Annotated in this window: 12 protein-coding genes; 5 read left to right on the top strand and 7 right to left on the bottom strand. The window is 65.5% G+C overall.

All coding sequences use genetic code 11. The annotated features are described in order from the left end of the window. Positions 1-11 precede the first annotated feature (11 nt). Positions 12-593, bottom strand: coding sequence for a histidine phosphatase family protein (locus tag ACGYLA_RS09230; RefSeq protein WP_394432040.1), 582 nt, complete (start codon positions 591-593; stop codon positions 12-14). Next, complete coding sequence (cobU, locus tag ACGYLA_RS09225; RefSeq protein WP_394432038.1) at positions 590-1,111, bottom strand: bifunctional adenosylcobinamide kinase/adenosylcobinamide-phosphate guanylyltransferase; 522 nt, start codon at positions 1,109-1,111, stop codon at positions 590-592. Before cobU ends, ACGYLA_RS09230 begins: the two co-directional genes overlap by 4 nt. Positions 1,112-1,209: 98 nt before the next feature. On the opposite strand from cobU, the gene ACGYLA_RS09220 reads away from it, so the two are divergent. The 5 genes from ACGYLA_RS09220 to ACGYLA_RS09200 all read left to right on the top strand — a co-directional run bounded on the left by ACGYLA_RS09220 (position 1,210) and on the right by ACGYLA_RS09200 (position 6,923). Beyond that, entirely contained in the window at positions 1,210-2,088 is an 879-nt protein-coding gene (locus ACGYLA_RS09220; RefSeq protein ID WP_067265311.1) for an RNA polymerase factor sigma-32, read from the top strand. A gap of 81 nt (positions 2,089-2,169) precedes the next feature. Continuing rightward, on the top strand, positions 2,170-3,363 hold the full coding sequence (gene coaBC, locus ACGYLA_RS09215) for a bifunctional phosphopantothenoylcysteine decarboxylase/phosphopantothenate--cysteine ligase CoaBC (protein ID WP_394432036.1): 1,194 nt from the start codon (positions 2,170-2,172) through the stop codon (positions 3,361-3,363). A gap of 9 nt (positions 3,364-3,372) precedes the next feature. After that, entirely contained in the window at positions 3,373-3,825 is a 453-nt protein-coding gene (dut, locus tag ACGYLA_RS09210) for a dUTP diphosphatase (RefSeq protein WP_394432034.1), read from the top strand. Further along, positions 3,825-4,862 carry a HesA/MoeB/ThiF family protein gene (locus ACGYLA_RS09205; protein WP_394432031.1) on the top strand — a complete coding sequence of 346 codons (1,038 nt, stop codon included), beginning with the start codon at positions 3,825-3,827 and terminating at the stop codon, positions 4,860-4,862. The genes dut and ACGYLA_RS09205 overlap by 1 nt, the downstream gene beginning before the upstream one ends. 48 nt (positions 4,863-4,910) lie before the next feature. Further along, on the top strand, positions 4,911-6,923 hold the full coding sequence (locus ACGYLA_RS09200) for a M3 family metallopeptidase (RefSeq protein WP_394432029.1): 2,013 nt from the start codon (positions 4,911-4,913) through the stop codon (positions 6,921-6,923). Positions 6,924-6,941: 18 nt separating this feature from the next. On the opposite strand, the gene ACGYLA_RS09195 is transcribed toward ACGYLA_RS09200, so the two are convergent. Genes ACGYLA_RS09195 through mreC form a run of 5 tightly spaced genes read right to left on the bottom strand, consistent with a single transcriptional unit; the run spans position 6,942 to position 12,423 of the window. After that, entirely contained in the window at positions 6,942-7,880 is a 939-nt protein-coding gene (locus ACGYLA_RS09195) for a 2-hydroxyacid dehydrogenase (protein WP_394432027.1), read from the bottom strand. Between the two features lie 3 nt (positions 7,881-7,883). After that, positions 7,884-9,023, bottom strand: coding sequence for a rod shape-determining protein RodA (rodA, locus tag ACGYLA_RS09190; protein WP_067265296.1), 1,140 nt, complete (start codon positions 9,021-9,023; stop codon positions 7,884-7,886). Then, on the bottom strand, positions 9,020-10,969 hold the full coding sequence (gene mrdA / locus ACGYLA_RS09185; RefSeq protein WP_067265293.1) for a penicillin-binding protein 2: 1,950 nt from the start codon (positions 10,967-10,969) through the stop codon (positions 9,020-9,022). The genes rodA and mrdA overlap by 4 nt, the downstream gene beginning before the upstream one ends. A 15-nt stretch (positions 10,970-10,984) precedes the next feature. Then, a complete protein-coding gene (locus ACGYLA_RS09180; protein WP_067265291.1) occupies positions 10,985-11,524 on the bottom strand; it encodes a rod shape-determining protein MreD in 540 nt (179 codons plus the stop codon). Beyond that, positions 11,521-12,423: a rod shape-determining protein MreC gene (gene mreC, locus ACGYLA_RS09175; protein WP_067265288.1), complete on the bottom strand. Its 903-nt coding sequence runs from the start codon at positions 12,421-12,423 to the stop codon at positions 11,521-11,523. Before mreC ends, ACGYLA_RS09180 begins: the two co-directional genes overlap by 4 nt. Between the last annotated feature and the right edge of the window lie 28 nt (positions 12,424-12,451).

The raw sequence follows: 12,451 nt of genomic DNA, 5'->3' as shown, positions 1-12,451 counted from the left end.
GGCACTGTGGGTCAGGGCGTATGATTGATCCCTTCAACCCGCCATTGGCCGTTGTCGTGGGACAGATGCGTCACCGAGAGGTTGTCGATCTTATGGGCCATCGCCTCTAGCGGGCCGCCGCCTTGGGCTTGCTGCACCTGCGTGAGGATCACGCCGAAATGGGCCACGGCGATCACATGGGCATTGGGGTGGGCCGCGTTGATCCGTGCCACAACTCGGTCGACGCGCGCCTTGGTCTGGTTCCAGCTTTCGCCCTCGGGGGCCATGACATCGCCGGGGGTCTCCCAATAGGCGCGGCTGAGGTCCGGGTCACGCGCGGCGACTTCGGAGAAATGCAGCCCGTCCCAAGCGCCGAAATGCAACTCGCGCAGCTCTTGCTCATGGGGCAGGCGGCGGCGGGAGGGCTGGGCGAGCGCATCGGCCGTATGCACAGCGCGGATCAGGTCCGAGGAGACGAGCAGCGCCTCATCCGGCAGATGCAGATTCAACCGCGCAAGACGGGGCGCATCGGAAAGGTCCGCCGGGACATCGCGCCAGCCGACGAAGTTCTTCTCATGGGTCGGGCCGTGGCGCACCCAGTGCCAAATGGTCATGGCATCTCCCCTTTCAGCAGTTGCGGCAGGCCGACGACGACCTGCACCACCGTATCCGCCTCGGCGGCCAAGGCGATGTTGAGCCGCCCCTGCGCCTCGCGGAACTGGCGGGCCATGGCGTTCTCGGGCACGATGCCTTGGCCGACCTCGTTCGAGACCACGATCCAATGCGCGGCGCAGCCCCGCAGGGCCTGCAAAAGCTGCGCCTGCGCGGCCTCCAGATCGCTGCCTTCCATCAGGTGATTGCTCAGCCACATGGTTGCGCAGTCGATCAGCACGATTTCGCCGGCGGGCAGTTTCGCCAGCGGTTCGGTCAGATCTAGCGGGCATTCGACGGTGCGCCACCCCGCATCGCGCCTTGCTTGATGCTTGTTCACGCGTTCTTGAACTTCGTCATCCCAGATGCGACCGGTGGCGAGGTAAGTCTTTGTCATGCCACTGGAATTTACGAGGGCCTCTGCCCATTCCGACTTGCCCGAGGCCGCCCCGCCTAGGGCAAAGGTAGTTCTAGGCAACATCTTCTCACCAAATATTTGAACCAAATGGCATGTCTCTGCGTATCTCCACCAAAGGCCCATCACAAGGTGCGCCGCGCATTTCTCAAGGGGGATACCAAATGTCATTGCAAACCGCTCGCGAATTTTCACTCACCCGCACCGCAATGAAGGCCGAATTGCTCGATGCCGAAACGGAGTTGGAATTGGCCTATGCCTGGCGCGATCACCGGGATGAGGCCGCGTTGCACCGTTTGATCACCGCCTACATGCGTCTGGCTATTTCGATGGCCGGCAAGTTTAAGCGCTACGGCGCGCCGATGAACGATCTGATCCAAGAGGCCGGTCTGGGCCTGATGAAGGCCGCCGACAAATTTGACCCCGACCGCGGCGTGCGTTTCTCGACCTATGCGGTTTGGTGGATCAAGGCGAGCATTCAGGACCATGTGATGCGCAACTGGTCGATGGTGCGGACAGGGTCGACCTCTTCTCAGAAATCGTTGTTCTTCAACATGCGCCGCGTGCAGGCTCGGTTGGAGCGTGAGGCCACGGCCATGGGCGAGACGTTGGATAAGCACCAGCTGCGCCAGATGATTTCGACCGAAATCGGCGTGCCGTTGCATGACGTCGAGATGATGGAAGGCCGTCTGTCGGGCTCGGACTATTCGCTGAACGCCACGCAGAGCGCCGAGGATGAGGGCCGCGAGTGGATCGAAGCACTGGCTGATGAAAGCGCGCAGGCGGCGGAGCGTGTCGAGGAAGAGCATGACACGGCGCAGCTGCGGAACTGGTTGCTGGCGGCAATGCAGGGCCTGTCCGAGCGTGAGCAATTCATCGTGCGCGAACGTAAACTGCGGGATCCTGCGCGTACTTTGGAAAGCCTTGGCGACGAACTCAGCCTCAGCAAAGAGCGGGTCCGCCAGCTTGAGGCCGCGGCCTTTGGCAAGATGCGCAAGTCCCTCGAGATGCAATCGCGTGAGGTCTTTGCTTTTCTGGCCTGACCCCACATCGCGATGCCCGCCGGGGCTGGCAGATTTCGCCGCCCCGGATTAAGGTCTCCCTAATGCAAACGGGGGGCCTTTATGCTGTCGGGCAAACATATTCTGCTGATCATCGGCGGCGGCATTGCCGCCTATAAATCCCTCGATCTGATCCGGCGTCTGCGCGAGCGTGGGGCCAAGGTGACACCGGTGCTGACCCGCGCGGGCGAAGAGTTTGTCACCCCGCTTTCCGTATCTGCCCTGACCGGGGTGAAGGTCTTTCGCGATCTTTTCGACCTCGGTGATGAGGCCGAGATGGGGCATATCCAGCTCAGCCGCGCGGCGGACCTTTTGGTGGTTGCCCCCGCCACGGCAGACCTGATGGCCAAGATGGCGCAGGGGGCGGCGAATGATCTGGCATCGACCTTGCTTTTGGCCACCGATACGCCGGTGCTGCTGGCACCTGCGATGAACGTGCGGATGTGGCAGCACCCCGCGACGCAGCGCAACATCGCTACTCTGCGCGGCGATGGCATCGCCATGGTCGGGCCGAATGACGGTGACATGGCCTGCGGCGAATACGGGCCGGGGCGGATGGCCGAACCGCTTGAGATTGTCGCGGCGGTAGAGGCGCGGCTGGGGCAGGGGCCGCTCGCGGGCAAGCGCATCCTCGTCACCTCTGGCCCCACCCATGAGCCGATCGACCCGGTGCGCTATATCGCCAACCGCTCTTCCGGGGCGCAGGGCACGGCCATCGCGCGGGCGCTGGCGGTTCTGGGGGCCGAAGTCGTCTTTGTCACCGGTCCCGCCGAAGTCGCCTCGCCCGAGGGCGTCGAGGTCGTGCCCGTGCAAACGGCGCAAGAGATGATGCAGGCGGTAGAGGCCGCACTGCCCGCCGATGCCGCCGTCTTTGCCGCCGCGGTGGCCGATTGGCATGTGCAGGGGGCAGGGGACCGTAAGCTGAAGAAATCTAAAGACGGGCTGCCCAGCCTGTCTTTCGCGGAAAACCCCGACATCCTGAAAACCGTCAGCCAGCGTGGCGAAGGCCGCCCGCCGCTCGTCGTGGGCTTCGCCGCCGAGACCGACGACGTGCTGGCCCATGCCACCGCGAAACGCGTGCGCAAGGGCTGTGACTGGATCGTCGCCAATGACGTCTCCCCCGCCACCGGCATCATGGGCGGGCGCGAGAATGCCGTGACGCTGATCACCGAGGCCGGGGCCGAGGATTGGCCGCGCATGGGCAAGGATGCCGTGGCCGCCCGTCTGGCCGAACGTATCGCCGCAGCACTTGCCTGAGGGGGCGCTATGACCACGATCAAACTCTGCTGGGCCGAGGGCGTGGACCGCAGCCTGCCACTGCCCGCCTATGAAAGCGCCGGGGCGGCGGGGGCGGATCTGCGGGCCAATCTGCCCGGCGGCGCGGTCACCTTGGCCCCCGGCGCGCGGGCGCTGATCTCCACCGGGTTGCACATGGCGATCCCGCAGGGGTTCGAAGTGCAGATCCGCCCGCGCTCGGGTCTCGCGCTGAAGCATGGCATCACCCTGATCAACAGCCCCGGCACCATCGACAGCGATTATCGCGGCGTGGTGGGGGTGATCATGGGTAACATGGGGGCGGAGGCCTTTACCGTCGAACATGGTATGCGCATCGCGCAGATGGTTGTGGCTCCGGTGGTGCAGGCGGGCTTCGAACTGGCCGCGCGCCTCGATGAGACCGCGCGCGGCGCGGGCGGGTTTGGCTCGACGGGGGCGCAGTGATGCTGGCTGTTTTGATTATCGCGGCGGCGCTTTGGTTTGGCGGCGGCTTCCTTGGCCTGCCTCGCGGGCTGCGCGCGGGGCTGATCGGGCTGATGTATCTGGCGCTGGTCGCGCTGCATCTGCTGTTTCCGGCCACCCATCCGCTGCGGCTTTCCACCGGCGGCAGTGCCGCGCCTTGGCTGCTCTTGGGCGGTTTCGTCGTGCTGGTGCTGCTCTACCGGCAGGGGCTGGCGACCCTGCGCGCGCGCGCCACGCCGGACGCGCCGACCGAAGCCCCCGCCTCGGGCCGTTTTTCGGAGAGTGAGTTGAACCGCTACGCCCGGCACATCGTGCTGCGTGAGGTCGGCGGCCCCGGGCAGAAGGCGCTGAAGAACGCGAAGGTGCTGGTGATCGGCGCGGGCGGTCTCGGCGCGCCGGTGCTGCAGTACCTCGCCGCTGCGGGCGTCGGTACCATCGGGGTGATCGACGACGACGCGGTCGAAAACGCGAACCTGCAACGGCAGGTGATCCACAAGGACGAAGCCATCGGCACGCCCAAGGTCTTTTCCGCGCAGGCCGAGATGCTGGCCCAGAACCCCCACGTCACCGTGCGCCCCTACCATCGCCGTCTGACCGACGAGATCGCCGAGGATCTGGTGGCCGACTATGACCTCGTGCTCGACGGGACCGACAATTTCGATACCCGCTACCGGGTCAATGCCGCCTGCGTTGCGTCGGGCACGCCGCTCATCTCGGGGGCGCTCAGCCAATGGGAGGGGCAGCTCAGCGTCTTCGATCCCGCCCGCGGCGCGCCTTGTTATCGCTGTATCTTCCCCGAAGCGCCGGCGGCGGGCCTCGCCCCTTCCTGCGCCGAGGCCGGGGTGATCGGGCCGCTTCCGGGTGTGATCGGCACGATGATGGCGCTGGAGGCGGTGAAGCTCATCACCGGGGCGGGCAGCGTGCTGCGCGGCGAGATGATGATCTACGACGGGCTTTATGGCGAGACCCGCAAGATCGGCCTCAAACGCCGCGCGGGCTGCGAAACCTGCGGCGGGTGATTGCAAGTCACCCCGGCGCGCCCCATCTTGGGCGCAAAGGAGACCTGCATGACTAACCCGCTTCTGACCGAATGGGAGACTCCCTTCGGCATCGCCCCCTTTGACCGCATTTCCGACGATGATTTCGCCCCCGCTTTGGAGGAGGCGCTCGCCGCCCACCGGGCCGAGATCGACGCCATTGCCGAGAACCCCGAAGCCCCCAGCTTCGCCAATACCATCGAGGCGCTGGAAGCCTCCGGCGCGGCGCTCGACAAGGTTCTAAGCGCCTTCTTCACCGTGGCAGGCGCAGACAGCAACCCGGCGCGCGAGGCGTTGCAGCGCGACTTCTCGCCCAAGCTCGCCGCGCATCAGTCGGCGATCTCGGGCAACGAGAAACTCTTCGCCCGCATCAATGCCGTTTGGGAGGCGCGCGACAGTCTCGACCTCAGCGAGGAACAGGCCCGCGTGCTGATGCTGACGCACCGTGGCTTCGTCCGCTCAGGCGCCGCGCTGACGGGGTCGGAGGCCGAGCGCATGAAAGAGATCAAGGCGCGGCTGGCTGTGCTGGGCACGCAGTTTACCCAGAACCTGCTGGCGGATGAGCGCGACTGGTTCATGCCGCTGTCCGAGGACGATCTGACCGGCCTGCCGGATTTCGTGATCGATGCCGCCCGGGCTGCAGGCGAAGAAAAGGGCACGCAAGGCCCGGTGGTCACGCTGTCGCGCTCGCTCATCACGCCCTTCCTGCAATTCTCGGACCGCCGCGACCTGCGCGAGAAAGCGTTCCGCGCGTGGGAAGCCCGCGGTGCGAACGGCGGCGAAACCGACAACCGAGAGATCGCGGCCGAGACGCTGGCCCTGCGCAAGGAGCGCGCGGCGCTTCTGGGCTACGACAACTTCGCCGCCTACAAGCTCGAAACCGAGATGGCCAAGACGCCCGCCGCCGTGCGCGACCTGCTGATGTCGGTCTGGAAACCGGCCAAGGCGCAGGCCGACGCCGATGCCGAGGTGCTGACCGCGCTGATGCGCGAGGACGGCGTGAACGGGGCGCTGGAGCCTTGGGACTGGCGCTACTACGCCGAGAAGCGGCGCGCGGCGGAGCATGATCTCGATGAGGCGGCGCTGAAACCCTATTTCCAGCTCGACCGGATGATCGACGCGGCCTTCGACTGCGCCAACCGGTTGTTTGGGCTGGAGTTCGCAGCCCTCGACGTGCCGCTCTACCACCCCGACTGCCGGGCGTGGGAAGTGACGCGGGACGGCCAGCATGTGGCGGTCTTCATCGGTGATTATTTCGCGCGCGGCTCGAAACGGTCGGGCGCGTGGTGCGCGGCGATGCGCGCGCAGGCGAAGTTCCCGCGCGAACAGGCGCCCGTGGTGATCAACGTCTGCAATTTCGCCAAGGGCGATCCGGCGCTACTGTCCTACGACGACGCCCGCACGCTGTTTCACGAGTTCGGCCATGCGCTGCACCAGATGCTCTCGGACGTGACCTATGAAAGCGTCAGCGGCACCTCGGTGGCGCGCGACTTCGTGGAGTTGCCGAGCCAGCTTTTTGAGCACTGGTTGGACCAGCCCGAGGTGCTGCAGAAATTCGCGACCCATGCGCGGACGGGCGAGGCCATGCCGCCTGAGATGCTCGACAAGGTGCTGGCCGCCGCGACCTTCGACATGGGCTTTCAGACGGTGGAATATATCGCCTCCGCCCTTGTCGATCTGGAGTTCCACGACGGCGAACCACCTGCCGATCCGATGGCGAGACAGGCCGAGGTGCTCAGCAGCATCGGCATGCCGCAGGCGATCCGCATGCGCCACGCCACCCCGCAGTTCGCGCATGTGTTTTCAGGCGATGGCTATTCCAGCGCCTATTACAGCTACATGTGGTCCGAGGTGATGGACGCCGACGCCTTTGCCGCCTTCGAGGAAGCGGGCGGGGCTTTCGACGCCGAACGCGCCGAGGCGTTGGAGGAACACATCCTCTCGACCGGCGGTAGCCGCGATCCGGCGGAGCTTTACATTGCCTTCCGGGGGCGTCTGCCGGGGGTCGAGGCGCTGCTCAAGGGGCGCGGGCTGGCCGCCTGAGCCTTGCCGCGACCGGGGTCAATACCCCCGGTCGCGGTCTACCAGATGCAGCAGAGGCTCCCCGGCCTCGCTGCGGCGGATGTTGTCCGCGATGACTTCCGAGGCCGTGTTGTTGCGCGTGGCTGCCGCGATATGCGGGGTCACGGTGACCTTCGGATGCGCCCAATAGGGGTGATCCTCGGGCAGCGGCTCCACCCGGAAGACATCCAGCGTGGCATGGGCGATCTGCCCGCTGTCGAGCGCTGCCAGTAGGGCCTCGTCGTCGATCAGCGGCCCGCGACCGGGGTTGATGATAAAGGCACCCTCGGGCATTTGCGCCAGCGTCTTGGCATTCAGCACATTCTGCGTGGCAGGTGTGTCGGGCATCAGGAGCACGGCGATCTCGGCACGCCTGAGCGCCTCTGAAAGACCTTCTTCGCCGTGCAGGCAGCGAACGCCCTCGATCTGCTTTTCGCTGCGTGACCAGCCGGTCACGTCAAAGCCCAGTCCCACCAGCGCCTCGGCCACCGCTTGGCCGAGCGCACCGATGCCCAGCACCGCCACGCTGCGCTCGCGCGCCAAGGGCGGGGTGCGCGGCTCCCATTTGGCATCCCTGCGCAGGATGTCGGTATCCATCCCCAGATGATGGCGCAGCACATGACCGGTACACCATTCGACCATGCCGTGGGTCAGGCCGAAATCGACCATCCGCGCCAGCGGGATCTTCAAGGTTTCGTTGCCGGTGATCGCCTCCACCCCGGCCCAGAGGTTCAGCACCGCCTTGGCACGGGTGTAGGGGGTGAAATCCTGCAAATCGCTGTTGGGGGCGTAGACGATATAGTCGACCTCCTCGGGCGGCAGATCGGTGGCCAGCGTGAATTCCTGCCCCGGCAGTGCTTTGCGCAAGGCCTCGTTCAAAGGCTTTTCGTAGCCGTCCCAGCGTTCGGCTTTGGCGGCGAAGAGAATGTTGATCGTCATGAATTACCTCGGTCTATGAACATGCGCCGATTGCACCAAGCCGAAGGCCAGCAGCAGCACCAGCATGGCCGAGCCGCCATAGCTCACCATCGGCAGGGGCACGCCGACCACGGGGGCCAGCCCCATGACCATCGACATGTTAACGGCGAAAAAGAGAAAGAAGTTCAGCGCGATGCCAAGGGTCAGCAGGCTTGAGAAGCGGTCCTTGTTCTTCACCGCCGAGGCCACGCAGAACAGGATGATCAGCGCGTAAAGCCCCAGAAGGGAGACGCCGCCGACGAAGCCGAACTCTTCGGCCAATGTGGTGAAGATGAAGTCGGTGTGTTTCTCGGGCAGGAAGTTCAGCCGCGATTGGGTGCCTTGCATATAGCCGCGCCCCGACCAGCCGCCCGAGCCCAGCGCGATCTTGGACTGGGTGATGTGATAGCCCGCGCCAAGCGGGTCTTGGCTGGGGTCGAGGAAGGTGTCGATGCGGCGGTATTGGTAGTCTTTCAGCAATTGCCACGGTGTCCCGCGCGATTGGAAAACGGCGGTGACCAGTCCGATGGCGGCGGTGATGACGGCGGCGAAATAGGCCCAGTGCACGCCCGCGAGGAACATCAGCCCGCCCCCGGCAGTCAGCAGCAGGATCGAGGTGCCAAGGTCGGGCTGTTTCAGCACCAGCGCGGTGGGGATCACGATGATCAGGATGGGCACCAGCACCCAGAAGGGGCGGGACACCTTCTTGACCGGCAGCCAGTCGTAATAGGCGGCCAGAAACAGGACCAGCGTGATCTTCATCAGTTCCGACGGTTGCAGCCGCATGAAGCCGATGTCGATCCACCGCTGCGCGCCCATGCCGACAGAGCCGAAGAGTTCGACCGCGACCAGCAGCACCAAGGTCGCCCCATAGGCCACGCCCGACAGGTTGCGCCAAAGCCAGATCGGTACCATCGCCACGGTGAACATGATCGCCATGCCCATGGCGAAACGCTTCATCTGCGGTTCGGCCCAAGGGGAGAATGACCCGCCCGCGACCGAATAGAGCATCAGAAAGCCGACGCCCGCGACACTGGTCAGCAGGATCGCCAGCGGCCAGTTCATAAAGAGGATCTTGCGCAGCCCTGTGGGGACGGATTTGACCGTATGCTCCAGATAGCTCATGCCTGATCCTCCCCCTCCAGATTGGCGGTGGTCTCGGGCGTGGTGTTGCGCAGTTCCTCTTGCTGGGTGGCGATGCGGCCCCGGTCGGACTTGGGGTAGGCTTCGAGCGGCGGCTCGCCGCCCGCCATGGCCTGCAACATCACGTCGCGCGCAATCGGGGCCGCGGCTGTCGACCCGCCGCCGCCGTGTTCCACCAGCACGCAGGCTGCGTATTTCGGTTTGTCATAGGGCGCAAAGCAGACAAAGAGCGCGTGGTCGCGGCGTTCCCACGGCAGGTCGGCGTTGCTGGTCACGCCGCGGGCGCGTTCGGCGGCGGTGATGTTGCGCACCTGACTGGTGCCGGTCTTGCCCGCCATGCGCATCGTGTCGTCGATGATGCGGCTGCGGTAGCCGGTGCCGCGGCGGTCGTTCACCACGTCGTACATCGCCTTGCGCAATTGGCGTAGGTTGTTTTCGTTCAGCCCCATCGGTTCGCCCGCGCCGCTGGGTTGCTCCACCCCGTCGATGGATTTGATCAGCCGCGGTGTCACCGCGCGGCCGGTGGCGATCCGCGCGCTCATCACCGCCAGTTGCAGCGGGGAGGAGAGGGTGAAACCCTGCCCGATAGAGGCATTGACCGTGTCACCCACGACCCAATCCTCACCCCGGGCCGAACGTTTCCACTGCTTCGTGGGCGCCAGCCCGCCCGCGACCGACGACAGCGCCAGATCATGTTTGATCCCAAGGCCAAAGCGGTTCGCCATGGCGGTGATCTTTTCGATCCCGACTTTTACGGCCAGATCGTAGTAATAGACGTCGCAGGATTGTTTCAGCGAATGTTGCAGATCGACCCAGCCGTGGCCCGCGCGTTTCCAGCAGTGGAACCGCCGCCCTGCGACTTCCAGATGGCCGGGGCAATAGACCGTCTCATCGGGGGTGACGATGCCCTCTTCGATGGCGGCAAGCGCCACGATCATTTTGAAGGTCGAGCCGGGCGGGTAGGTGCCCTGTATGGGTTTGTTCACCAGCGGGCGGTATTTGGAATTGAGCAGCGGGTTGTAATCCGCCGAAGAGATGCCGCCGATAAAGAGGTTCGGGTCGTAGCTGGGCGAGGATGCAAGCGCGGCCAGATCGCCATTCTCGCAGTCGATGATGACCACGGCGGCGCTTTCCTCGCCCAGACGGGCCTGCACATAGCGTTGCAGATTGGCGTCCACGGTCAGTTGCAGATCGGCCCCGGCCTGCCCCTCGCGCCGCTCCAACTCGCGCATTACGCGGCCCGTGGCGTTCACCTCCACATGTTTGGTGCCCGCAGCACCGCGCAGCAGGTTCTCGGCGCGGGCTTCGACGTTGATTTTGCCGATTTGAAAACGCGGGATGCGCAGCACCTGATCGGGGTTCTCCAGCGCGTCGAGGTCGGCTTGGCTCACCCGGCCTACGCGGCCCACCACATGCGCGAAATCCGCGCCGCGCGGGTAGACGCGGGTCAGGCCCACTTCGGGCGTGACGCCGGGCAGGGCGGGGGCGTTGACGCTGACTTTGCTCACGACTTCCCAACTCACGTCATCAACGATGGTGACGGGCAGGAAGGGGGCAGAGCGCGACATTTCGGTCATGGCGCGTTCGCGGGTCTCCTCGTCGATCTCGATGACTTGGGCGAGCCGCTCCATCACGGCTTCCACGTCGCCCGCATCCTCGCGGACCATGACGATCCGGTAGGAGGGCACGTTATCGGCAAGCTGTATGCCGTTGCGGTCGAAAATCTCACCCCGGGCAGGGGGGATCAGGCGGATGTTGATGCGGTTCTCTTCGGCCAGCAGGCGGAACTGGTCGGCCTGATCGACTTGTAGATAGCGCATGCGCGCGGCCAGCCCGCCCATGAACAGCAGCTGCGCCCCGCCCAAAAGGGCGGCGCGGCGCGTCAGGCGCGTGTGGGTTGCATCATTGTCGGCGCGGCTTCGTCTCATCTCATCGCTCCCCGATCACACCCGTTTGCCAAGCGCATCCAGATCGCCCGGCGCGGTCTTGCGCACGCCCATGATACCATGGGTCACCGCCACGATCAGCGGATAAGCGAGCGTCGTCAGTGCCAATTCCGTGAGGTTCAGCGTCAGCGAAGGCGTCGGCACCAGCGCAAGGCTCAGCAGAATTCGGTTGGCAAAGATCACCATGGTCAGGATCACCGCCACGGTCAGCCATTCGGCGGCAAAGCTCGCATCCCGCAGGTGCCGCCCCCGCGATTTGAGGTTCTCGACCCCGATCAGGGCCAGCACCGCCCAAAGGCCGGGCGGGCGTTGCAGCAACAGGTCCGCCAGCAGAAAGACCAGCGCCAGAAAAAGCGAGGGCACGTATTCGGGCCGTCGGAGCCCCCAAGCACAGGCAAAGCCCAGCAGCAGGTCCGGCCCGGCCCAAGCGCGCGGGGTCGTCTCAAGCGGGAGGAGGTGGAAGAACAGGATCACCAGCGCCAGCGCGACAAAGCTCAGGCGCATGACCCAAAGGCGGCTGCGCGACAGATCGGTCATGGCTGCACCCCGACCGGCGCTGCCGGATCGGCCAAGGGGCCGTCGGAGGTGATGACATGGGCGGTGTCCGGCACGGTTTCATTGCCGTGATGGCGCAGGACGCGCAGGAATTCCAACCGCTCGTAATCCGCCGCCAGCCGCACGCGCAGCCGCCCGCCCGGATCGGCGGCGACCTGTCCAATCAGGATGCCCGCCGGGAAGACCCCGCCATCGCCCGAACTGATCACCCGGTCACCGGGGCGGACCAGCTCGCGGTTCTCGATGAAGTCGAGCGGTGGAGCCGCGCTGTTGTCGCCCGCCACGATGGCCCGCTGGCCAGAGGGCTGGATCGTCGCGGGAATGCGGCTTGAGGCATCGGTCAGCAGGATCACCCGCGCGGTGTTCTTGCCCACGCCTGCGATGCGGCCCACAAGGCCGATGCCGTCCATCGTGGCCCAGCCCTCGACCAGCCCGTCGCGCGCGCCGACGTTCAGCAGCACCGATTGGCGATAGGGCGAGCCGCTGTCGGCCAGCACCGTGCCGGTGATGAAGGTCAGCCGCGGGTCGAGCCGCACGTTGTTGAGGTCCAGAAGCCGGGCGTTCTCTTGCTCAAGCTGAAGCGCCGCCTCTTTCCACGCCTGCATCTGCCGCAGTTCCGAGCGCAGCTCGCGGTTCTGTTCGCTCAGGCGCTGGTAGCTTTGGAAGTCGCGCAGCAGGTTGATGGTGCCGGTGACCGGGGCCATGGCCCAATCAAGGTTCGGCACGAAGCGGTCGGTGACCTGCGCGCGAAAGCGTTCAACGCGGGGGCTGTCGATGCGCCAAAGCAGGAATATGCCGGTCAGCGCCAACACCAACACGACCAGCAGCAGCCGCCGCAGCGGGCCGGTGAAATCGCTGGAACTGGAACGGTCCTTGGCCATCTGTGCCGAAACTCCCACCCGGTCAGGC

The organism is Sulfitobacter sp. 1A13679, assembly GCF_043557115.1.
GTDB lineage: Bacteria > Pseudomonadota > Alphaproteobacteria > Rhodobacterales > Rhodobacteraceae > Sulfitobacter > Sulfitobacter faviae.
This window is presented reverse-complemented; position numbering and strand designations above follow the sequence as displayed.